Annotated in this window: 18 protein-coding genes; 5 read left to right on the top strand and 13 right to left on the bottom strand. The window is 44.4% G+C overall.

From position 1 onward, the window contains the following. Positions 1 to 580 precede the first annotated feature (580 nt). Genes BMX56_RS00090 through BMX56_RS00065 form a run of 6 tightly spaced genes read right to left on the bottom strand, consistent with a single transcriptional unit; the run spans position 581 to position 7,914 of the window. Complete coding sequence (locus BMX56_RS00090; RefSeq protein WP_090637891.1) at positions 581 to 1,435, bottom strand: N-acetylglucosamine kinase; 855 nt, start codon at positions 1,433 to 1,435, stop codon at positions 581 to 583. After that, positions 1,432 to 1,812, bottom strand: coding sequence for a response regulator (locus tag BMX56_RS00085; RefSeq protein ID WP_090637883.1), 381 nt, complete (start codon positions 1,810 to 1,812; stop codon positions 1,432 to 1,434). Before BMX56_RS00085 ends, BMX56_RS00090 begins: the two co-directional genes overlap by 4 nt. Positions 1,813 to 1,856: 44 nt before the next feature. After that, complete coding sequence (locus BMX56_RS00080) at positions 1,857 to 3,176, bottom strand: TolC family protein (RefSeq protein ID WP_090637879.1); 1,320 nt, start codon at positions 3,174 to 3,176, stop codon at positions 1,857 to 1,859. A 5-nt stretch (positions 3,177 to 3,181) separates the two neighbouring features. Continuing rightward, positions 3,182 to 6,310 (bottom strand): efflux RND transporter permease subunit, encoded by a 3,129-nt coding sequence (locus tag BMX56_RS00075; RefSeq protein ID WP_090637875.1) that lies wholly within the window; start codon positions 6,308 to 6,310, stop codon positions 3,182 to 3,184. Between the two features lie 4 nt (positions 6,311 to 6,314). Beyond that, on the bottom strand, positions 6,315 to 7,394 hold the full coding sequence (locus BMX56_RS00070) for an efflux RND transporter periplasmic adaptor subunit (RefSeq protein ID WP_090637871.1): 1,080 nt from the start codon (positions 7,392 to 7,394) through the stop codon (positions 6,315 to 6,317). A gap of 13 nt (positions 7,395 to 7,407) precedes the next feature. Beyond that, positions 7,408 to 7,914, bottom strand: coding sequence for a MarR family winged helix-turn-helix transcriptional regulator (locus BMX56_RS00065; RefSeq protein ID WP_090637864.1), 507 nt, complete (start codon positions 7,912 to 7,914; stop codon positions 7,408 to 7,410). 70 nt (positions 7,915 to 7,984) lie between these two features. Between BMX56_RS00065 and BMX56_RS00060 the strand changes: the two genes are divergently transcribed. From BMX56_RS00060 to BMX56_RS00045, 4 genes are all read left to right on the top strand, one after another. After that, positions 7,985 to 9,787 (top strand): M61 family metallopeptidase, encoded by a 1,803-nt coding sequence (locus BMX56_RS00060; RefSeq protein WP_255369731.1) that lies wholly within the window; start codon positions 7,985 to 7,987, stop codon positions 9,785 to 9,787. A gap of 104 nt (positions 9,788 to 9,891) precedes the next feature. After that, the gene (locus BMX56_RS00055; protein ID WP_090637860.1) at positions 9,892 to 11,232 is read left to right on the top strand and encodes an APC family permease; all 1,341 of its coding nucleotides are present in this window, start codon (positions 9,892 to 9,894) and stop codon (positions 11,230 to 11,232) included. A gap of 101 nt (positions 11,233 to 11,333) precedes the next feature. Beyond that, complete coding sequence (locus tag BMX56_RS00050) at positions 11,334 to 12,746, top strand: glycosyl hydrolase 53 family protein (protein WP_090637856.1); 1,413 nt, start codon at positions 11,334 to 11,336, stop codon at positions 12,744 to 12,746. A gap of 162 nt (positions 12,747 to 12,908) precedes the next feature. Next, positions 12,909 to 14,561, top strand: coding sequence for a M28 family metallopeptidase (locus BMX56_RS00045; RefSeq protein ID WP_090637851.1), 1,653 nt, complete (start codon positions 12,909 to 12,911; stop codon positions 14,559 to 14,561). Positions 14,562 to 14,633: 72 nt separating this feature from the next. Here BMX56_RS00045 and BMX56_RS00040 read toward each other — a convergent pair whose 3' ends face one another. After that, on the bottom strand, positions 14,634 to 15,059 hold the full coding sequence (locus BMX56_RS00040) for a hypothetical protein (protein WP_090637847.1): 426 nt from the start codon (positions 15,057 to 15,059) through the stop codon (positions 14,634 to 14,636). Then, on the bottom strand, positions 15,060 to 16,106 hold the full coding sequence (thiL, locus tag BMX56_RS00035) for a thiamine-phosphate kinase (RefSeq protein ID WP_090637842.1): 1,047 nt from the start codon (positions 16,104 to 16,106) through the stop codon (positions 15,060 to 15,062). Positions 16,107 to 16,631: 525 nt separating this feature from the next. On the opposite strand from thiL, the gene BMX56_RS00030 reads away from it, so the two are divergent. Then, on the top strand, positions 16,632 to 18,056 hold the full coding sequence (locus BMX56_RS00030; protein WP_255369730.1) for a DNA/RNA non-specific endonuclease: 1,425 nt from the start codon (positions 16,632 to 16,634) through the stop codon (positions 18,054 to 18,056). 123 nt (positions 18,057 to 18,179) lie between these two features. Here the strand turns inward: BMX56_RS00030 and BMX56_RS00025 are convergent, their stop codons facing one another. The 5 genes from BMX56_RS00025 to BMX56_RS00005 form a co-directional block, all read right to left on the bottom strand. After that, positions 18,180 to 19,175 (bottom strand): virulence RhuM family protein, encoded by a 996-nt coding sequence (locus tag BMX56_RS00025; RefSeq protein ID WP_090637837.1) that lies wholly within the window; start codon positions 19,173 to 19,175, stop codon positions 18,180 to 18,182. Between the two features lie 167 nt (positions 19,176 to 19,342). Beyond that, positions 19,343 to 20,131 (bottom strand): MlaD family protein, encoded by a 789-nt coding sequence (locus BMX56_RS00020; protein ID WP_090637831.1) that lies wholly within the window; start codon positions 20,129 to 20,131, stop codon positions 19,343 to 19,345. After that, on the bottom strand, positions 20,128 to 20,919 hold the full coding sequence (locus BMX56_RS00015) for an ABC transporter ATP-binding protein (RefSeq protein ID WP_090637828.1): 792 nt from the start codon (positions 20,917 to 20,919) through the stop codon (positions 20,128 to 20,130). The genes BMX56_RS00020 and BMX56_RS00015 overlap by 4 nt, the downstream gene beginning before the upstream one ends. Before the next feature lies 1 nt (position 20,920). Next, positions 20,921 to 21,697, bottom strand: a complete 777-nt coding sequence (locus tag BMX56_RS00010; protein ID WP_090637821.1) for an MlaE family ABC transporter permease — start codon at positions 21,695 to 21,697, stop codon at positions 20,921 to 20,923. Positions 21,698 to 21,788: 91 nt separating this feature from the next. Then, positions 21,789 to 22,499: a pirin family protein gene (locus BMX56_RS00005; RefSeq protein WP_090641504.1), complete on the bottom strand. Its 711-nt coding sequence runs from the start codon at positions 22,497 to 22,499 to the stop codon at positions 21,789 to 21,791. Positions 22,500 to 22,805 lie beyond the last annotated feature (306 nt).

The raw sequence follows: 22,805 nt of genomic DNA, 5'->3' as shown, positions 1-22,805 counted from the left end.
TCCGACTGCATCGCATAGAGGGGCGAAAAAATAAAAAATGAAGTTTACCCTCTTTGCGGCGTAAGCCGGAGAGAGGGTCGGCCAGCGCAGCGTAGCCGGGGTGAGTCGTCGCCGACATGCGAGTTACGCCGTTGTCCCTTCATTAGAAGTATAAAACATTAGTAAACCAAATTTATACGGAGGCTAAGAAGCAAAAAAAGAAGCTACTTTGCCTTTCACCTTCTTTGTGCGAAATGGATTTTTTAATTTGAATTACAAAAATTAACTATCGGTGGTGTACCACCCTGTACCAGGGTGTTTCAGGCCGTACCTGGGTGTGTCAGGGCGTACCACCCCGTACCGGTACACACACTTTGTTGATTATTCAAAATATAAAGCCCGGTTTTATTATGCGGTCTTCTTTACCAAAAAACGCGATTTTTATTCAACTGTGAAAAAGTATTAATGGTAACTAACCTTAAGCGTAAATTATTTGATTGTCATTTAAAGACCGATAAATAAAGACAATTCAATCTTGCACGGCCCGGCCATCAGCACATCTGTAATTTGAAATCTGCACATTTGCCTCATATTTGCACTTCTACCCTTCGTTCCTTTTCAAAATAAAGGCCATCAGGTCGGTAATCGGTTGTTTAATGATTTTGCCTGTTTTTACGCCATGCGAATGGCAGAGCGCGGCAAGTTCGTCTTTAAAAAAGTACGCTATCGATCCAACAAAATGGCATTTGTATTTGTGGTATTCGGGGTACGATTTGATATTAGTTTCGATAAACTCCAACAGGCCGCGCTCCAATATCTCCTGCCCGTAAGGTGTTGATTTTATCTCGCTTACAAATTTTGAAAAAGAAGCCAAATAGGTATTCCCGTTGGGCTTTTGATATACATTTTTGATAACGATATCTTTATTAAGGTGGTAGGCGTTTTCAAACTTCCCGTTGATTTCGGCAGGCATACGGCCATATAAAAAATCGGTAATCAGGGTTTTACCAAACCAGGTGCCCGACCCTTCGTCGCCCAAAACGTAGCCTAAGCCGTGCTGGCCCTCAAAAATTTCTTCCCCGTCAAAAAACGAGATGTTTGATCCGGTACCCATCACGCAACAAATTCCCTTCTCGTGGCCGCAGGTTGCATAAGCACAGCCCAATAGATCGCTATCAACGGATACATAAGCTTTGGGAAAATACTGACTGATAGCATTTGAAACAATCTCATGCCTGTCTGGGCTGGAACAGCCGGCACCAAAAAAATAAATCTCTTCAATTGCATCCCCATAAGCCAGCATTGCAGGCGCCTGGTCGGCAATTATCTTGGCTATCTCTTTTTCGCCCAAAAAGTACGGGTTTAGCCCCGCTGTTTTAAATGATACCGGTTGCTGTTGAGGAATGTGTAGTAACCAGTCTGTTTTTGACGATCCGCTATCGGCTACTAAAATCATGCACTAAGTTCTTCAAGGGCCTTTAAAGTTAATGGCTTATGGATAAACTGGGTAATATATTTGTTATTGGCTGATTGTTTCATGTCAACAGGGTCAAGTGACGATGAAAGCATAAATATTTTAATGCCCTTTTTATCAATATCCAACAAATCAAACTCCTTTAAAAATTCAAACCCGCTCATTGTGGGCATCCGGATATCAAGAAAAATCACATCGGGCTTAACAATACCAAATCTCAGGGAATCAATCGCTTCTGTTGGCGATTGGCGCACAACTATCGTTTCGGCAAAGTTACTTGCCTCCAAAACCTTGCGCGTAACAAAGTTGTCGATGTAGTTATCGTCAATCAACAGACAGGTTTTGTAGGGATTTGACATGTTTTCAAATATATGTGTTTTTATATTTAAAATAAAATAATCCGCTACTGAATATTTATACTGCTGGTTATCTGTTTTAGTGTGATTTCTGCTTGTTTGGATTGATACTGGGCGGCAAAAAAAGTTGATTGGGCGGCAAGATAGTTGCGCTGTGCCTCGCGGATTTCGAGCGGAGTGATATTTCCCAGCTTATATTTTTCTAAGGATATGTCGAGATTCTTCTTAGCGATAACCACGTTTGCCTGGCCTAAAGCCATCAGGTCAAGGCCCGACAAATATGAAGCATATAAACTATTTACCTGGGCTTCGATATTAAGCTGCACCTGTTTAGCGCTAATGTTGGCATTATCTATCTGTATTTTGGCGTTCCGCTCCCTGCGGGTTTGATTAAAGCCATCAAAAATATTAATGGTTGCGGTAAGGCCATAATTTAACCCATGCTGGTTTTGCTGTAAAGTAAAACCAGCCGGCGTTTTATTATCACTAAAAGTATATCCTGTTGTTACGGCCACCTGCGGATAGCGGGTTGATTTTACCTGCTTAAGATTAATTTCGGCAAGGCGGCGGTTTAACTGGGCGGATAATATGGTTGGATTTTGCGATTGCATGCTGCTTAAAATATTACCCAGCAACAATTTGTCATCAACCACAATGGTATCGGCAACAGAAAAATCGGTTTGCAAATCGCGAATGAGGATTTGGTTAAGCTGGATTTTGGTTGTTTTAAAAACCTGGTATTGGTTAACCAGATTGGCTGTATCTGTATTTAAGTTTACCTGGGCGTTTAAAACATCAAGCCGTGAAGCCCGCCCTACATGAAATTTATCGTTGGCATAACGCAGCTGGGTGCGCGAAATCTCTATCGCGCCCTTCAAAGCCTTAATCTGCTCGTTTTGGCTGATGAGATCATAATAAGTAGTAATTACGCTGGCCACGGTGCGCTGAATGGTATCCTGCAAGCGTAGTGCACCCAGCTGATCAAGTTGTTTCAACTGGTCGTACGTGGCAAACATGTTAAAACCATCAAAAATTGTCCAGTTAAGGGCAACACCGTAGTTGATACCTGTGTTGGGGGCATTGTGAATATTATTAACCGTACCATCTGTACGGGTTTGTTTGGTAGTTAACCGGCTGTTGGTTGATGCAAAATTACCGTTAACCTTTGGCAAAACTCCTGCGTTGCCCAATGTGACGTTATTGGCCGCGATGGTTTTGTTATTTTGTGAAAGCTTTATATTGTAATTGTTTTTTAACGCTATTTCCACCGCTTCTTTTAACGTAAGCATCGGGGCATCCTGCGCCCGGGTGTACATCCGCAGCAGGATGCAGCAAAAAACCAGGAAAGCTGTTTTTTTAATGATCATATCGCTTAAAGGTTTTCAATCAGTTTTATTTCTTTTTTTTCTGGCGCAGTTTCTTCCTCCGGCTCTTCTTCAGGGTCGCGGCGGGTTTTTGATGCGAAGATCACGTACATTAATGGGATAATATAAAGTGTTAATACCAGCGAGAACAACATCCCCCCCATAATAACAATCCCTAATGACACCCTGCTTTTTGCGCCGGCGCCCAATGCGAAAGCAATTGGCACCGAGCCTAATACTACGGCCAGGCTGGTCATCAATATCGGGCGCAGGCGGGCTGTGGCGGCTTCAACAGCGGCTTCATATTTAGCAACGCCATGTTCCATGCGCTGGTTGGCAAACTCTACTATCAGGATCCCGTTTTTGGTTACCAGTCCAACCAGGGTAATGATCCCTATCTCGCTAAAAATGTTCAGCGTTTGATTGAACAACCATAATGATAAAAACGCCCCGGAGATTGCCAGCGGCACCGTGAGCATCACGATGAATGGATCCATAAAGCTTTCAAACTGGGCTGCCAAAACCAGGTATATCAGCAAAAGGGCAAAGCCAAAAGCAAATAAGATATTTGATGATCCTTCGGCATAATCCCGCGATGGGCCGCTAAGGGCGGTACTGAATGTCTCATCGAGCAGGCTTTTGGAAATCCGGTCCATCTCGGCAATACCATCGCCAACCGTTTTGCCCGGCGCCAGGCCAGCCTGTATGGTGGCCGATTTATAGCGGTTAAAGTGGTAAATGGCCGGCGGCGTAGCACCCTCTGTTATTTTTACCACGTTATCTAATTGTACCAGGTTGCCTTTGGTGCTGCGCACATATACCGATTTCAGGTCGAGTGGTTGATCTCGGTTGGCCCTGTCAACCTGGGCTATTACCTGGTATTGCTTGCCGTTGATGAGGAAGTAATCTAACCGGCCGGCACTATAATACAACTGCAGGGTTTGCGCTATGTCATCTACCGACACCCCCAGGTCTCTTGCCCTGTCGCGATCGGTAACTACCCTTAATTCGGGTTTGGTAAATTTAAGGTTCACATCCGTTCCCTGGAAAACAGGGCTACGGGATACCTCGGCAAAAAACTTGGGCAGTACTTTTCTTATCTTTTCAAAATCCTGGTTTTGTATAACATACTGCACCGGTAACGATGTACGTGCGCCGCTGCCACCGCCGCTTATGGTTTGCTCCTGCACTACAATGGCCCGGGCATCGGGCATTTTGCTTAGTTTTTTGTTCATCCAATCGGCCAGTTGCTGCTGGGTTCGGGTACGCTGATCTGGCGGCACCAAACCAACACGCCCGAAACCGGTGTTTGACGCGCCGCCGCCACCGAATGAAGGCGAAACGATCTCGAGGTTAATGTTGGCTTCCGGGATAGAATCGGCCACCATGTTAGATACCTTGTCCATATACCGGGTCATGTACTCGTATGTCGCGCCTTCAGATCCGGTTACGCTGTAACGCAATAAACTTCTGTCGTCAAGCGGGGCCAGTTCTGATGGGATAACTTTCACCAATATCCCAATTATAAGCAACGATACCGCCAGGATAACAAATGAAACCCAACGCACTTTCATAAATTTAACCAGCGTTTCGGTATAGGAAGTGGTCATGTTAACAAAAAACGGCTCGGTTTTTTCATAAAACCTTGATTTTTTATTGTTTTTACGAATCAGCTTTACATTCAGCATGGGTGTCAACGATAACGACACAAAGGCCGATATTAAAACCGCCCCGGCCACTACTACCGCAAACTCGCGGAACAGCCTGCCTGTAAAGCCTTGCAAAAACACAATGGGTAAAAACACAGCCGCCAAAGTAACCGAAGTTGATACTACCGCGAAGAAGATCTCGGCCGAACCCTCAAAGGCGGCTTTGCGGATAGCCATGCCCGCCTCTACTTTTTTGTAAATGTTTTCTGTCACCACAATACCATCATCAACCACCAGCCCCGTGGCCAGTACAATACCCAGCAGGGTTAAAATATTGATTGAAAAACCAAACACATACATAATGAAAAAAGCACCGATCAGTGATACCGGGATATCTATCAGCGGGCGGAAGGCAATAAGCCAATCGCGGAAGAACAGGTAAATAATAATAACCACCAGCACAAAAGAAATAATTAAGGTTTCCTGCACTTCGGTGATTGACTGGTTAATAAACCGTGTATTATCCAAGGCCACTTTTACCTTAATATCGGGCGGCAAATCTTTCTGGATCTGTTTTAACCGGGCATAAAAATCTTTGGCTATTTGCACGTAGTTAGCTCCGGGCTGCGGTACTATAGCCAGGCCCACCATGGGCACTCCAGATTCCTTGAATATCGTTTCTTCATTTGCCGAGCCTAAAACAGCGTAACCGATATCACTCAGGTGGATAACCCGGCTGCTATCGGCACGAATGATCAGGTTGTTAAAATCTTTTTCGGTTGATAGCTTGCCAAGCGCTCTGATAGTCACCTCGGTATTATTGCCCTCAATTTTACCGGCTGGCAGTTCAACATTTTCCTTGGCTAATGCGGCTCCGATATCTGTAGCCGTTAGCCCGAGTGCTGATAATTTGTTAGGATCTATCCATAAGCGCATGGCGTACTGGCGCTGGCCCTGTATATTGATGGTACTTACGCCGGGGATAGTTTGCAAACCTTCCTGTAATACGTTTTCGGCATAATCATCCAGCTGGTTAATATTACGTTTGTCGCTGCTTACCGTCAGGGTGATGATCTGGTCGGCGCTGGCATCAGCTTTGGTAACCACCGGCGGGGCGTTAATATCCTGCGGCAACTGGCGCTGCGCCTGCGATACTTTATCACGCACATCGTTAGCGGCAGTTTCCAAATCGGCATCCAGGTCAAACTCCACCGTAATATTACTTGATCCAACCGAACTGGTTGATGAAATATTACGGATACCCGGTACCCCGTTGATTGATTTTTCCAGCGGTTCGGTTATCTGCGATTCAATTACATCGGCATTGGCGCCCGAGTAACTGGTAGATACCGAAATAATTGGCGGATCGACCGAGGGAAAATCCCTCACTCCCAAAAATTTATAGCCGATAATACCAAACACAACAATAACTACCGACATTACTGTTGCCAATACCGGCCGTTTTATACTAACTGAGGATAAACTCATGGTGTTACTTTATTACTTTAATAATTTTTAAAGGAACTTTAGCCCTCATCTGTATCAAGCCCGAAACCACTACGCTATCGCCAGGCTTTAAACCATCAATAACCTGTATTTTAGTGTCTGTCCGCATGTCGGTTTTTACCGGTCTTGCTACAGCAATGCCGTTATGGGCAACATATACAATACTGCTTTTCAGATCAGGAATAACGGCTTCCGTTGGTAACAGGATGGTTTTGGGAATCTGGTCGAGTGTTAAATTAATTTTAGCAAAACCGCCCGCGGTTAATAAGCCTTTGGGGTTTGGCGCTTTCGCCCGTACGGTAATGGTGCGCGAGTTTACATCAATAGATGGCTCGATGGCGTACACTGTTCCGGTAAAGTTTTCCCTCGAACTTTCGGTATTAAACCTTATTTTGCTGCCTACACCGAGTATGGTTAGGTATCGCTCAGGAACTGAGAATGTGATTTTTGCCGGATCGATATTTACCAGCTGCGCAATAGGCGATGCCGGCGACAAATAGCTGCCAGGGCTCACATTCCTTAAACCAATGGTGCCCGAAAACGGCGCCCTGATTTCGGTACGGGATATTTGTGCTTTAATTACGTCGGCCGCCGCTTTTAATGAGTTCAGTGAAGTTAACGAAGTATCGTATTCTTCCTGGCTTATAGCTTCCTTTTGCAGCAATACCTTATTACGGTATTCCACCTGTTTGGCCAGTGTTACCTGGTATTGGTTTTGGGCCAATGATGCTTCTAAATCCTGGTTGTATACTTTAACAAGTAGCTGTCCTTTTTGCACCTTGCTGCCTTCATTAAAATAAATGCCGGTGATGTTGCCTGCAGTCTGGCTTACCAAACTCACTTTTTCGTTGGCATCAATGCTGCCGGTTACATCAATAATATTGTTTACGGTGGTATCCTTCACAATCATGATGTTAACGTTTACCGGGCCGTTCTTTTTTTTGCCGCTTTTGCCCCCAGCCTCGGCAGCCGCGCTTTCTTTAGCGCTTTTGCTAAAGAATTTGTTGTAAACCAAATAAGCAACCAGCAAGGCCAGCGCCGTGTAAATGATATATTTTGCTTTCATATTTAATCAACAATCATTTTGTGATTTTTAAATTGGGTTCGGTTGTACTTGGCTTTATGTTCGCCTGCATTTTTTGCAATACGCTTTCAAATATTTTCATTTCATGGGCCGATATGCCCCTGGTAATATCCGCGTTGATATGCTCAAAAGTTTCCACAATCTGCGGCACTGCCAGCTTTGCCTTTTCGGTAACCCGCAGCAAATGCTCGCGGCGGTCGTTAGGGTTGCTTTCTCGGTAAACAAAACCTTTCGCGGTAAGCATATTAATAATACTTACCATCGCCGATTTGTCCTTATCCAGTATTTGCGCCAGCGCGTTCTGGGTAAGCTGCCCGTCATGGTAATATATAAGCGATAGAATAAAATGGTACCGGGTAACATCCAGGTGTGCGGTATGCTTTGCCAGCACGTTAAGGTATAACTTACCTAAACGTATCAGTTTTCGGGATATGGGTTCTATCAGCTGCATTTTAAATAAGCGGCAGCAAACATACTGAGCCACCGCGTTAATTAGTTGCATGTATCAACCATTTTACAAGTGTAAAACAGCCCGATATTTTAAAAAACTATAATTTTTATAACTTGCACACATGAAACCAATTAAGCTGACCGCGACTGTATCATTAATTTTACTTTTTATGAATGTAAACGCCAGTAAGGCGCAACCCCAAACAAATATATCGTACACCGTTTCGTTCCCCGAAGCCCAGGCTCATTATGTCGAAATAGAGATGAATATCACCGGGCTTAAGCAAACCACCCTTGACCTGAAAATGCCCGTTTGGACACCCGGCTCATACCTGGTGAGAGAGTTTGCCAAAAACATCGAGGCCTTTAGCGCCAGCATCAACGGCAAAATAGTAGCCTCGCCCAAAATCAATAAAAACACCTGGCGCATTACTACCAAAGGTGTAGCCGCCGTTACCATCAGGTACCGCGTTTACGCCAACGAGGTGTCGGTTCGCACCAGTTATATTGATGTAACACACGCTTTTTTATCAACATCCGGGATATTTATTTATCCTGCCAATATGTTGCACTCGCCGGCAAGCATCACCATAACACCCTATAGTGACTGGGCAAAAGTTTCATCCAGTTTGGAGATGGTTAACGGCAACCCTTTTGTACGCCACTCGCCAAATTTTGATATTTTGTTCGATTCGCCTATTGAAGTGGGCAACCAGGACATTTTTGGGTTTGACGTTGACGGCGTTAAATATGAAGTATGTATGTACGGCGGCGGCAACTATGATAAAGAGCGCATTAAAAAAGACATGCATGCAATTATTCAGCAGGAAGCGGCCATATTTGGCGAAAACCCTAATAAGCATTACACTTTTATTATCCACAATCATTTGCGTGGCGGAGGCGGCATAGAGCATCTTGCGTCGACTGTTTTGGGTATTGGCCGCGATAATTACGGTAACGAAAAAGGATACCAGGGTTTTTTGGGGCTGGTAGCGCATGAGCACTTTCACCTTTGGAATGTGAAACGTTTGCGCCCGATAGTATTAGGCCCATTTGATTACGACAATGAAAATTATACCACAAACCTATGGATTGCCGAGGGCTTTACCGAATATTACCAGGAGGTAGCCGTTCGTCGCACCAATCTTTATCCGCCCGAAAACTACCTGGAACAAATTGCCAACGAGTTTAACGTATTAGAAAACCTGCCCGGCAAAAACGTGCAAACCGTAGCCGAATCGAGTTTTGATGCCTGGATAAAAGCATACCGCCCCAACGAAAATTCAAACAATACCACCATTTCTTATTACACCAAGGGCGCAATAATTGGCATGATGCTGGATTTGGAGATCATTAACAACTCGGCCCAAAAACACAATCTTGACGATGTAATGAAGTACATGTATGTAACCTATTACAAAACCAAAAAACGTGGTTATACCGATGCTGAGTTTAAAAAAGGATTTGAAATGTTTGCAGGTAAAAAATTGGATGATTTTTATAAAAAATACATAAACGGCCTTGACCCTGTTGACTACAACAAATACCTGGGTTACGCCGGATACAAAATAGTTGATGAACTGGCCGATAACAATGATGCGGCCCTGGGCATTACCACCGGCACCACCGCAGCCAAAAAAGTAATGGTTACCAGCGTAACCCGTGGCACTGCAGCATATATAGATGGGGTTAACGTTGGCGACGAAATAACCGCAATTGACGACAACCCGATATCCGATGGCTCAAACCTGATAACCGGCAAAAAACCAGGCGACAAAATACAGGTAACCGTTAACCGCGACGGGCAATCTGTTACCTTGCCGGTAACGCTGTTGAAAAGCAACAGGGTAAAATATAAAATAGTACCTGTTGACAGCCCATCGGCACAGCAGCTGGCTGTGCGCAAGAAGTGGCTGAGTTTGTAATTACGCAATTTAGATTGTTGAAAGCCCCGGGATATCGGGGCTTTTTTGTTAAATAAAAAGCCCACCCTTCGCTTATTACCACTTAAGTTATATTTTTATACTCTATGCCATCACCCGCCGCATTAAAAAAGATAAGGCCCATACAGCTTATTGCTGTTATCTTCTTTACCGTATCCGGTGGGCCTTACGGCCTGGAACCTTTGTTAAGCTATGCCGGCGATCATGCCGCATTGATTATCCTGTTAATTACGCCGCTTTTGTGGGATGTGCCTGCCATATTAACCGTATTGGAATTAAACAGTATGATGCCCGTTAATGGCGGTTATTATAAATGGGTAAAACACGCACTTGGCATCCGCTGGGGTTTTTATGAAGGCTGGTGGACCTGGCTTTATACATTTGTAGACCTGGCCATTTACCCCGTGTTGTTTGTTATGTACGCCTCCTTTTTTTACCCCGAACTTGCCCAATATAAAATACAGGTTTGTTTAATTGTCATTTGGGCATCAGCGGGCTTAAATATATTGGGTATTGTACCTGTGGGCAAAGCAAGCTTATTTTTAAGCGCCATTGTACTGGCTCCCGTGGTTATAGTAATTGTGCTGGCCCTTCATCACCATAGCGGGCCATTAACGCTGCCTGCACCATCTTTTAAGGGCCTCACATTTCCATCGTTCGGGATGGCATTGTATACCGTGATGTGGAATTGCCTGGGCTGGGACAACGTGACAACCTATGCCGAAGAAGTAGAGCGGCCGGTACGCTCCTATATTCTATCCATAATCATCGCGTTTACGCTGGTTATAGTGGTTTACTTTTTTATAACCTGGGTAGCCCAGCAATCGGGCATCAATCATACCAAATTTACCGATGAAGGGATGCCGGCCCTGGGCGAATTGATAGCCGGGCATTGGCTTGGCGTTGTTGTTGCCGTAGGCGGTATGGCGAGTTCCTTAGGTATTTATGCGGCTGTGTTATTATCCGTTTCGCGGGTGCCGCACGTAATGGCCCAGGACAAGCTGCTGCCCGCAGGGATCAACCGTTTACATAAACGGTTTAACACGCCCTTTGTATCCATCATTATTTGCTCGCTGGTGGTGAGTTTTATGATATTATGGAAATTGGGCGAATTGTTTATTATCGACGTAACCGTGTATGGGGCAGGTCTTTCATTAGAATATATTTCGCTGGTAAAACTGCGCATAAAAGAACCCGACAGGGCAAGGCCATTCAAAATCCCCCTGGGCGTGCCGGGGCTTTGTATCCTTTTAATGCTTCCAGTTCTGGTATATGTGATAGCCCTGGCCGGAACCTTCTCTTCAGAGGGCGATGCCATAAAGGCGTCTGTATTCGCAATCATCGCCCTGCTTAGTGCCGAGGTTGCCTGGCAGCGCATTGCCTTTTTCGCCAGGCTAAAACGATGGTACAAAAGAAACTGGTCATAAAACAATCCGAACATAGCCTTTGTAAAGATCATGTTATCCATTGCCGATAGTTTTACATCGAGGCCTACAAAGCATTATCTTTATTAACCATTTATAAAGTTATGTTAAGATCCTCTTTCTCTTTTATTGTCATTGGTTCCTTGCTTTTATTAGCTTCTGCTTCGTTTGGCCAGCGTCGCCGGGCGGTGAAGGCCGCCGGTCAGCCGGCCGAGGTACAAATTACCCCTTATAAAACTACAGTTATTGCCAATGGTACCGACGACGTAATGATTAAAGTGGTGGTAATTGACAGTAAAGGCGACGAAGTAAAAACGGCCCGTAACCTTATCCGTTTTTCGGTACTGGGTGATGCGCGGATAGCGGCGATAATAACGTCCGGCAAAGCCGATGCTGCAGCTACAATAACTGATACATCGGCGCGGGCTATCATGAAAAACGGCGAGCTTTGGGTAAAGCTTATTGCCGGTAGTACCCGTGGCCGTATAAAGTTTGAAGCGAAAAGCGACAGTTTATGGACCGGATCAACCGAAATACATACCGTGCAGCCCGGAAGGCCACACAGGGTAACCAATAATAAGTATGTCGCCCAATCCGTGACAGACAAAATATTGGGTGCAGATATATCTTTCCTGCCCGAGCTGGAAGCAAAAGGGGTTAAATTCAGTGATAAAGGCGTTGAAAAAGATGCCATTCAGATATTGAAGGAGCATGGCTTCAACTACATCCGGCTGCGTATTTTTAATGCCCCTGCCGGGCCCAAAGGATATTCGCCAACAAAAGGATTTTGCGACCTGGAGCATACCAGGCAAATGGCTAAACGCGTAAAAGCTGCGGGTATGAAGCTACTGCTGGATTTTCATTACAGCGATTACTGGGCCGATCCGCAGCAGCAAAACAAACCGGCAGCCTGGGTTGGGCAGGACTTTATGACCCTAAAAAAATCGGTGCAGGATTATACCACTATGGTGATGCAACAGCTGAAAGATCAACACACCACGCCCGATATGGTACAGGTTGGCAACGAGATTAATCATGGAATGATTTGGCCCGAAGGGCAGATTAACAACCTGGATAGCCTGGCGCAGCTCATTTATGCCGGGATAAAAGGCGTAAAGGCCGTTAGCCCGAAAACCATCATCATGGTGCATATTGCCCTGGGCGGTCAAAACCTCGAGTCCCGCTTTTTTATGGATAACATGGCAGCGAGAAATTTGCCGTTTGATGTGATAGGGCTGTCATACTATCCCAAATGGCATGGCACCCCGGATGATTTGAAAGCCAACATGGCCGATATGGCCCTTCGTTATCATAAACAGGTTATGGTTGCCGAGTATACTCAACTAAAAAAAGAAGTTAACGATATTGCATTTACTGTACCTGGCGGAAAAGGTATCGGTTCATTTATATGGGAACCGCTGAGCACCTGGGAACAGATTTTTGACAGGGACGGAAAATCAAACGCGCTGATTGATGTGTACCCGCAAATTGCGCGCAAATACGGCATTAAGCAATAGTGGTAAGTCTAAAGTACTAAGTCGTAAGTCTAAAGTTGATTTTTTGAATTAGCACTTAGGGCTTTGGGCTAAATACAATCCGTCAATTTATCGTTGATACGACAATTGGGGCGGCTTTTATAATCAACCCCAATTAATTACATTTGACAAAACACCACCTATATGAATATTAAACAATCTTGTTTTTTATTATTATTCGGCGCCGTTGTATTTACGGGTTGTAAACACGATAAAAAAACGGAAGAGGCAGCCAAGGCCATCAGCCCCGAAGAAATCAAAGAAAAAATAGCGGTACTGGCAGCCGATTCGATGATGGGCCGCAAGCCGTTTACCGCCGGAGAGGACAAAGCCATTGCCTACATCTCATCTGAGTTTAAAAAAGCAGGGTTAGCGCCAGGAAATAATGGCAGTTACTACCAGGATGTTCCTATGGTTGAGGTTACCAGTACGCCATCGCCAACCATGGAGATCAGCGGAGGCAAATCGCCGTTAAGCCTGCATGTTACCAGCGATTTTGTAGCTTTCACCCGCCGCGAGGTGGCTACTGTTGAGCTTAAAAACTCTCCTTTGGTTTTTGCCGGATATGGTGTTGTAGCACCCGAATATCATTGGAATGATTACGCAGGGCTGGATGTAAAAGGCAAAACGGTAGTGGTGCTGGTAAATGATCCGGGCTTTAAATCGGGCCGGAAAGATTTGTTTAAGGGGGATACCATGACCTATTATGGCCGCTGGACCTATAAATTTGAGGAAGCCGCGCGCCAGGGCGCAGCCGGGGTTATCATTATTCACCAAACAGCGCCTGCAAGCTATGGCTGGAATGTTGTTTCAAACAGTAACTCGGGAGCAAAACTTTATTTAACACAACCCGACAAGCACATGAACCGCTGTAAGGTTGAGGGATGGATTACAGAAGACGCCGCCAAAAAGCTTTTCGCAGATGCCGGTATAAACGGAGATCTTCGCGCCATTGCCCGCGATAAAAATTTTAAGGCTATTCCACTTAACAGGACTGTTAACTTATCCGTTAACACCAAACTAAAATATTCTACATCTCATAACGTCATTGGCATTTTAAAAGGTAGCGCCAGGCCCACCGAATGCGTACTATATACTGCCCATTGGGATCATTTGGGCATTGGCAAACCCAACGCCAGGGGCGATAGCATTTACAATGGAGCAATTGACAATGCTGATGGCGTGGCATCCATTATCGGGATAGCCAACGCGTTTAAAAAATCGGCGGCAAAACCGCAGCGTTCCATTGTATTTTTAGCGGTTACTGGCGAAGAACAGGGTTTATTAGGATCTGAATATTATGCAACCCATCCTATTTATCCCCTTAACAAAACCGTAGCCGATTTAAACATCGACGCGATTGGCGATTATGGCGAAACTAAAGACATAGCCATAACCGGTAAAGGGCAAAATGAACTGGAAGACTACGTCGGAGCTATCGCACAGCAGGACGGGCTAACCACGGTTGGTGACCGTACACCCGGCTCCGGAAGCTATTACCGGTCAGATCATTTCAATTTTGCCAAACTCGGTGTGCCTGCGCTTGATATTAATATAGGTAGCATCAGCAAGTTACATGATGGTACCTATGGTGCCGATAAAGAAAAAGATTATAACGAAAACCGCTACCATCAGCAGGCCGATAATTACATGCCGGATATGGATGCAACAGGTATGGCCCAAATTGCCGATATTCTTTTCAGGATAGGTACCAAACTGGGTAATGAAAGCACCTTCCCTGGCTGGAAGCCTGGTTCGGAGTTTAAAGCGATAAGGGATAAATCTATGGGTAAATAAGCTTCAGCAGAACGCCGAAGGCTTAAAGCAACATAAAATGGCCGGGTGCTATAGCACCCGGCCATTTTATATTTATAAGACAACCCTTGGCCTGTTAAACCAAACGGACACGCTCTTTGAAAAAAGCATGGTAATGGCAGTAACTTCTAACAGGATCTCTGCTAAAAACAACCCCATTACTACCGGACTTAATTTTACAGCCGGATTTTTTTGAAAGAAAACTATCGCAGCCCATATGAACGATAGTAAATTAAAAACAATAAAAATCAATGTTACGATCCTGGCCCATTTGCGACCCTCACCTGTAGCAAATATGATATAGATAGCCAAAAGCAATTCGGTAATAAATTCAAACAGGTGGATATGATCAAGCGAGTTATTGGCCATTTGAATAATCAATGCTAAATAAAGCAATGCTACGCCCCTTTTTACGACTACAGGTACATTGCCCTCGGGGTGATTATTTAAATAAAACCTATCTAAAAGCCTCCTCAACATTTATTCTGCTTTTTTAAACGCGTTCCATCCCTGTGCTTTCAGGGGGTGCGAATTTCCGGATTTTGTAACCAGGTTACAGCCTGCAGATGCCTCGGTGATGTGCCCAATAATGGTGATATCCATTTTAAACTTGATCTTATCGTAGTCTGATTGTTTTACGGTGAACAGCAGTTCGTAATCTTCGCCGCCGCTTAAAGCGCAAACCGTTGGGTCGAGGTTAAACTCGCGGGCTGTTTCGTAGGTCATCGGGTCAAGCGGGATCTTTTCTTCGTATAAATTGCAGCCTTTGTCGCTTTGCTTGCAAATGTGCAGTATCTCGGAAGCAAGGCCGTCAGATACATCTATCATCGCCGTAGGTTTTACCTCGATGCTTTTAAGCAGCTCCACTATATCGCGGCGGGCTTCCGGCTTTAGCTGGCGCTCTACAATGTAATCCTTGCCTTCCAGGTCGGGCTGAATATTGGGATTTTCCAAATAAATCAGCTTTTCGCGTTCCAGTAATTGCAGGCCGGTGTAAGCGCCGCCCAAATCGCCTGATACGCAAATCAAATCACCTTCGCCGGCTCCATTGCGGTAAACAACATCGGCTTCGTCGGCATAACCAATAGATGTTACGCTGATTACCAGACCCTGTTTTGATGATGTGGTGTCGCCGCCAACCAAATCCACGTTATATTTTTCGCAGGCTATGTAAATGCCTTCGTACAGTTCTTCAATGGCTTCCAACGGAAATTTGCTCGACATGCCTATAGATACTGTAACCTGCGAAGCCGTGCCGTTCATGGCGTAAATATCGCTCAGGTTAACTTGTATCGCCTTGTAACCCAAATGCTTTAAGGGTGTGTAAGCCAAATCAAAATGAATGCCCTCCAACAGCATGTCTGTGCTTACCAGCACTTTTTTACCTGTAAAATCAAGCACAGCGGCATCATCCCCTACTCCCTTATTGGTACTTGGCTGCGTTAGTTTTATATTTTTGGTTAAATGGCTTATCAGGCCAAATTCGCCTAATTCTTCCAGATTTGTTCTTTCCTGATTTTCAAACATGTTTTTTGTAATTACGCCGGCATCTTGCCATCAATTGGCAAAAATACAATTATTCCCATTAGGTAAAGCGATAGAAGATAACGGTTTCGGGGCAAACGCATCTAAGTTGGGTTAACATAACTTAACACATTTCGAGTAAAATTCTTTTCAAATATTTGATTATCAATATCTTATTGTTTTGCATGGTTAACACAAAAACGGGTACTTTACGCAATGTAAGCGCATACAAATATTTGCGTCTGTTGTTGGTTAAAACAAGTACCGGATGGACATGGATTTTTTAATCAGAACCGGGGAATAACGCAAGTTATGGTTGATGCTTATATCTTCTTCACCTCCTAAGTTTACTCCGTCAACTACTATTAAATAAAGGTTCATCGTGCTAAGTATTTAGATGCATTTGCCTTAGTAAGGCCTTGAATTTGTGATTATTTCGGTAGACAACTCGCAACTATAGCATTACTATAGTTTATTAATATTTAGTTAATATAAATAGCTGATTTTTGCCTCATTAAAAACTATCCTATGAAATTACGAAATTTATTTATCTGCATTGGCTTAATGCTGGCTATGGCCGGCTGTAAAAAAGACCTTCAAAATCCGCACATCCCGCCCGGTGATACCACGGTTATACAACAGCCTGTGCCTTATACAGTTGTTGAAAATTTTGAAAACGGCAGCAAAATGGCCTATGCAATTGCAAACGTCCAGCTAAGTACTGGTTTGTGGAGTTTTAACGATGCATTGATCGGCAGCCTGGCTGCTGATGTTAAAGACGGCAATAAAGCAGTAAGGCTGCGCACCGGCGATATCACTATGAAATTTGATGTGAAAGGCTTAAAGCAAATCAGCATCAAACATGCCAAATACGGGAATGATGCAGCATCAACCTGGCAACTGATGATCTCGACAGATAGCGGTGCGACATTTACGCAGCTGGGTACGGACATCGCCGAAAACAGCACCAGCCTGGTTACCGACTCATTTAAGGTGACTACAACAGCAAAAGTCCGTTTTCAGATCAGGAAACTGGGTACAACCCGCATTAACATTGATGATATAACCTTTAAAGGCCTTGGCGATCCTGGAATTATTGTTGGCCCACCCGATACCGGCGGCAGCGATACTACGGGCAACACCGGTACAGCAGCGCCCGACAGGGGAGTTATTGCAGGCACCGATGCGCAGCCGGCAACCGGCGACAATAGCAACATTTTGCTGGGCAATCCCTCAGATGCACAGCCAGCTATTGTTATGGCGAACAACTACCTCATCGATCAAAAATATTACGAAGAATCGTATAACAGCACACGCGGCACACCAAATTGGGTAAGCTGGCATCTTGATGCTACCAATATTACCAATGCCACCGCACGACTTGACAATTTTGCAGGTTTTAACGGCTTGCCTGCAGGTTTTTACGAGGTAGAAAGCAACAGCTATTCTGGCTCCGGGTTCGATAGGGGACATAACTGCCCTTCGGCCGACCGTACAAGCTCGGTTAACGCCAATTCGGCCACATTCCTGATGACCAATATGATACCACAGGCGCCGCAAAACAACCAGCAAACCTGGGCCAATCTTGAAAATTACCTGCGCGAGCAGGTTGTTGCCGGGAATGAAGTATACATAGTAATGGGAAGTTACGGAACCGGCGGAACGGGCTCAAATGGGTCTGTAAGTACTATTACCAGCGGCCATGTAACGGTGCCAAGTAACGTGTGGAAAGTGGCTGTTGTTGTGCCAACCGGCGATGGCGACGTTAACAGGATTACAACATCGACAAGGGTAATCGCCGTAAATACCCCCAATATTAACACCATTAATGCCGATTGGAAACAATACCGCGTAACCGTGCGGGACATTGAGAAAGCCACCGGTTATAATCTGCTATCAAACCTGCCGCAAGCGGTACAGGATGCCGTAGAAACTAAAAAGGATAACCTGTAACAATATCCACAAACACAAAAGAGGGCCTACTTTAACTAACAGTATAGTATAAAGGATGGGCCCTTTTTTTAATTGAAAATAAAAGCGGGGTTGTTTGCATACCTTAATTGGATAACACCGTGCTTATCCGGTTTTTTTAGGTTTTATTTTTTTAATGGTCTTGTCAATCTGGGTCAAAAAATGCTTTTCGACTTCAGAAAGGCCATTTTTGGTTTGCTCTTTATATTTTTCGAATTCCTCTTTCGCTTTTTTTAAGGCCTGATCGTGACTGATACTGCCGGCATTTTGTAAAATGTCGTTACCGGTCATTCTTACAAATTCGTCTAAACGTGCTATCCAATCACTCATGTACATAGGTTTCCGGTTAAGCGCCTGCAGCTCGGCCAATTCTAAATAGGCTGTTACCATGCGGTTAAGTACGTTCAATTCATTTTCGTTAAGGTAGTTTTTTGCAACTTCTATTTCCTGCCGTGTTGGTTTGTTCCCCTTGATATGGGTAAGGCCAAGGTTTGTTTTTTGGGCATCAATACGCTGATAAATAATTTCGGCTGCGGTATGGCCGTGGGCAGCCCAATGCATTTTATTTTGTACCGTTTGGAAAAAGAGGACTGATATTTCGAGTTTGGGATCGTAATCTATGCTGGTAGCGTAAATATCAAGTACCTTACTCCAAAATACCTTTTCGGACGACCGGATATCGCGGATGCGGGCAAGTAACTCTTCAAAGTAGTTTCCGCCTCCGGCTTGCTTCAACATATCGTCGTTCATTGTAAAACCTTTTACAATGTATTCCCTTAGCCTGGCAGTGGCCCATTGACGAAATTTGGTACCCTGGTGACTTTTTACACGGTAGCCGACGGAAATGATTACGTCGAGGTTATAGTAATTAGTTGGTTTGGTAGAAAAATCGGAAATTCCGATTTTTCTTATAGATAACTCACTATTGAGTTCCTGTTCTTCAAAAATATTTAAAATATGTTCATTAATTGTTGATCGCGATTTTTGAAAAAGTTCGACCATTTGATCAATCGTAAGCCAAACGGTTTCGCCCTCCAGGCGCGTTTCAATTTTTGTATTGCCGTCTTCGGTTTGATATATAATAATATTGCTATCGTCCATGAATTAGTATCTCCGTTCAAGGTTTAAACGAAGATACTAAAAACAATAGCATTGTAAAGGCTTTTTACCTATAACACCCGTTCCGATTGCCGCAACATATCTGAAATAGGTTCCTTCCCAATTAATGTCTTTTACAGTACAACACAGCCCTTTTAATTGAATCTTTTTTAGTTATTATCGTCTGCCTTTTCTTTCGCGGCCTTATCCTGGCCCTTCTGCAATTTTTCCTGGGCTTTCTTGATAGAGTCCTGCTTGGCTTTGGCTGCTTTTTTCTTTTTGTTGAAGAAACCCTTTAATAAAAAGTTTGATTGCGCAGCTTTCAGATCCTCATTTAAGGTGCCTGTGGTAGCATGCACATTTTTCATAGTTGTACGGGCCTGGGCAACAGTGCTTTCCAGGCTCCTGGATAGGTTATCGTTATTTAATAGCCTGCCAATACTCCCTTTTCCACTGTTTATTTTGCCTACAATTTCAGCTAAGTCGCCGGTCATCTCTTCGGCATTATCGGCCACCTTAGTTAGTTTGGTTATTATTTTATCCACATCAACCGGGTTTACTGAAGCAAGCCGGCCACCATCGGCAACCTGCTGGTTACTGGCGATACCGCCGGGAGCCAAAACAACCAGCTTATCGCCCATTAAACCATCGCTGCCGATGCTCAGTTTCGAGTCGGTTTTTACAAATTGCCTTACCTTATCGTTCAGGGTAAGATCAACCCGTACAGAGCTATCGGTTATGATGTTGATGGATTGAACCACACCAACGTTAATACCCGCAAAGCGTACATTGTTGCCCACCTGCAATCCGTTTACATTTTTAAAGGTGCCATAAACAGTAAAGGTGGAGTTAAACATACTTTTCTGGCTCCCGATGAAAAATACGGCGAGTGCCAGTATTACAAGGCCAAGAAATGTAAAAAGGCCGATTTTTATTTTTTGTGATGATGTGGTTTTCATGTTGTTTTGTTAAAAAATGATCGGACAAGTTCGTTTTCTGATTTTTGTAGCGCTGCCCAGCTGCCTTCGGCTATAAATTCTCCATCGTTCATAACCATAATTCTGTCTGCTGTAATGCGGGCGCACTCCAGGTCGTGGGTAATGATGATGGATGATGTTTTATATTTTTTTTGCATGTGGAGTATCAGCTCACTTATCTCGCGGGAAGTTATTGGGTCTAATCCCGTAGTGGGCTCATCGTATAACATAATCTCGGGGTTCACAATAAGCGTACGGGCCAGGCCCACCCTCTTGCGCATCCCGCCCGACAGATCAGAGGGCAGTTTATCAATCGCATCAAGCAATCCTACGTTATCTAATACCTCTTCTACTTTTTTATCAATCTCGGCCTGGTCTTTTAGTTTAAGTACCCTGGTGAGCGGAAATTCGAGGTTCTCGCGTACGGTCATGCTATCATACAAAGCACCGCTCTGGAACAGGAAACCTATTTTAATACGCAGCTGCTTAAGCTCTTCGTCGCTCATTTCGGCTACCTCATCGTCAAAAACCATTAATTCTCCGCCATCGGGTTTTAGCATGCCAACCACACATTGTATGGTAACCGATTTGCCTTGACCCGATCGGCCCAGCACCACCATATTCTCGCCCCTCTTCAGGTCGAAAGTGATATTTTTTAATACCTCCTTCTCCCCGAACGACTTCTTTATACCTTTGGCGTGTATAACCACCTCATCCTTAGATTCAAGTGGTTTTTCTGCCCTTTCAATATTTTCCTTTGCTACTGCCATCTTACCTATAATATAACATACTGGTGATTTGTACAGCAATAGCGTCGATAACGAAGATCCAAAGCGAAGCGGTTACCACAGCAGAATTTGCGGCAATGCCCACACTTTCAGTTCCTTTATTGGAGTGATAGCCCTTGTAGCATCCCACAAAGCCTATCGCGAAGCCAAAGAATACTGTTTTAACTACAGCTGGTAAAAAGTCTGAAAAATCAAGCGAGCCAATACATTTCTGAAAATACAGGGTGAAGCTTATTTTGTCGTTGGTGTTAAGGGCCAGGAAACCACCCGCTAAGCCTATTACATCACCAATTACCGATAATAATGGCACCATTAAACTGGTTGCTATAATGCGGGTTACTACCAGGTATTGTATGGGGTTGGCGCCGGAAACTTCCATGGCATCTATTTGCTCGGTAACCTTCATACTGCCCAATTCGGCGCCAATACTGGAGGCTATTTTACCGGCGCAAATAATGGCGGTAATAACAGGGCCCATTTCGCGCACAAACGATACGGCGAGGGTTTTAGGCAGCATGCTTGCCGCACCAAGCGAGACCAGCGATGGCCTGAGCTGAAGAATTAGGACAAAGCCCATGATGAAGGAGGTAATGCCCACCAACATCAGGGACCTGTAGCCAATTTCGTAACACTGCCGCACAAACTCCGACCACTCGAAGCCGCCTGCAAAAATATTTCTAAAAAATCTGCCGAAGAAGACACATTGTTCGCCAATGTTTAGCATCCACCTTCGCCAGCCGGTAATTACCTGTTCTGCCATATATTAGGTTATAATTTGACATACAACAACGTATTGTCAAAATGTTTTGCAGTTCAGAAAAAATCGGCTCTTGGCGGTCGGCTTGCAGGATTTATGACATGGGTACGTCAATGATCAGGTAACGGGATTCTTCTTGGGCTTCAATTGTAAATGAACTACCATCATAAACACCTATAGCGTCCCGTTTGTTTAGTAGGGTGCCATTTATTTTAGCAAGGCCGTCTAACAAGAACACATAAGCGCCGTTACCGGGTGTTTTTATAGCATAATTTAAGGCCTTTCCTGCCTCGAAAGTACCCATGCTAAAAGTGGCATCCTGGTGCAGCCAAAGGTTGCCTTCGCTTCTATCCGGTGATACCAGCACGGTTAGTTCATTTAACTTAAACTGACCACTAAAACTCTTTTGATCGTATCTTGGTGCTACATTTCGCTCTTTAGGAAACAACCATATCTGTAATGTTTTAGCGGCATCTGTTTTAGATGCATTATATTCTGAATGATAAACACCGGTTCCGGCCGACATTACCTGTACATCACCGGCATTAATAACGCCATTGTTGCCCATATTATCCTGATGTTCAAGGCCGCCTGCCAGCGGGATGGTAACAATTTCCATATTATCATGCGGATGCAAGCCAAAACCTTTGCCCCCGGCTATTATATCGTCATTTAAAACCCGAAGAGCTCCAAAACTCATCAGTTCGGGATTATAGTAAGGGCCAAAGCTGAAAGAGAAATTTGCCTTTAACCAGCCTATATCATTTTTTCCACGTTCGTTTTCGGGATAAAATATTGTTTTCATTGTTATATGTTCCTTTTTTATATGTTTAAACATCAATAGGCGTGCCAAGAGGCTGGCCTGGCGTGTTAATATGGCGACGAAGACTCACCCGACGAGGCTGCGCCCGTCACCCTCTCTTCACCCTGCGGGTGGAAAGAGGGGCTTGAATATTAACTACTATTACTAATTGCCGGTAATTTATCCGTATTCGAGCCCCCTCTTTCCGGCAAAGGTGGTCGTTGCGCAACTATTGAGACTATTATACAGACGTGAGCCTGTTCGTCCGTTCTTTGAACTATTGATTAAAACGAAGTTAGGAAGTTCACA

The organism is Mucilaginibacter sp. OK283 (assembly GCF_900110415.1).
Classification (GTDB): Bacteria; Bacteroidota; Bacteroidia; order Sphingobacteriales; family Sphingobacteriaceae; genus Mucilaginibacter.
The sequence above is the reverse complement of the archived record's forward strand: the minus strand, read 5'-3'. Positions and strand labels throughout refer to the sequence as shown.

Bases quoted from the DNA above. Each gene is read 5' to 3' on its own strand.
- BMX56_RS00090 (WP_090637891.1), bottom strand. From the start codon at position 1,435: ATGATTTTAGTAGCCGATAGCGGATCGTCAAAAACAGACTGGTTACTA.
- BMX56_RS00085 (WP_090637883.1), bottom strand. From the start codon at position 1,812: ATGTCAAATCCCTACAAAACCTGTCTGTTGATTGACGATAACTACATC.
- BMX56_RS00080 (WP_090637879.1), bottom strand. From the start codon at position 3,176: ATGATCATTAAAAAAACAGCTTTCCTGGTTTTTTGCTGCATCCTGCTG.
- BMX56_RS00075 (WP_090637875.1), bottom strand. From the start codon at position 6,310: ATGAGTTTATCCTCAGTTAGTATAAAACGGCCGGTATTGGCAACAGTA.
- BMX56_RS00070 (WP_090637871.1), bottom strand. From the start codon at position 7,394: ATGAAAGCAAAATATATCATTTACACGGCGCTGGCCTTGCTGGTTGCT.
- BMX56_RS00065 (WP_090637864.1), bottom strand. From the start codon at position 7,914: ATGCAACTAATTAACGCGGTGGCTCAGTATGTTTGCTGCCGCTTATTT.
- BMX56_RS00060 (WP_255369731.1), top strand. From the start codon at position 7,985: ATGAAACCAATTAAGCTGACCGCGACTGTATCATTAATTTTACTTTTT.
- BMX56_RS00055 (WP_090637860.1), top strand. From the start codon at position 9,892: ATGCCATCACCCGCCGCATTAAAAAAGATAAGGCCCATACAGCTTATT.
- BMX56_RS00050 (WP_090637856.1), top strand. From the start codon at position 11,334: ATGTTAAGATCCTCTTTCTCTTTTATTGTCATTGGTTCCTTGCTTTTA.
- BMX56_RS00045 (WP_090637851.1), top strand. From the start codon at position 12,909: ATGAATATTAAACAATCTTGTTTTTTATTATTATTCGGCGCCGTTGTA.
- BMX56_RS00040 (WP_090637847.1), bottom strand. From the start codon at position 15,059: ATGTTGAGGAGGCTTTTAGATAGGTTTTATTTAAATAATCACCCCGAG.
- thiL (WP_090637842.1), bottom strand. From the start codon at position 16,106: ATGTTTGAAAATCAGGAAAGAACAAATCTGGAAGAATTAGGCGAATTT.
- BMX56_RS00030 (WP_255369730.1), top strand. From the start codon at position 16,632: ATGAAATTACGAAATTTATTTATCTGCATTGGCTTAATGCTGGCTATG.
- BMX56_RS00025 (WP_090637837.1), bottom strand. From the start codon at position 19,175: ATGGACGATAGCAATATTATTATATATCAAACCGAAGACGGCAATACA.
- BMX56_RS00020 (WP_090637831.1), bottom strand. From the start codon at position 20,131: ATGAAAACCACATCATCACAAAAAATAAAAATCGGCCTTTTTACATTT.
- BMX56_RS00015 (WP_090637828.1), bottom strand. From the start codon at position 20,919: ATGGCAGTAGCAAAGGAAAATATTGAAAGGGCAGAAAAACCACTTGAA.
- BMX56_RS00010 (WP_090637821.1), bottom strand. From the start codon at position 21,697: ATGGCAGAACAGGTAATTACCGGCTGGCGAAGGTGGATGCTAAACATT.
- BMX56_RS00005 (WP_090641504.1), bottom strand. From the start codon at position 22,499: ATGAAAACAATATTTTATCCCGAAAACGAACGTGGAAAAAATGATATA.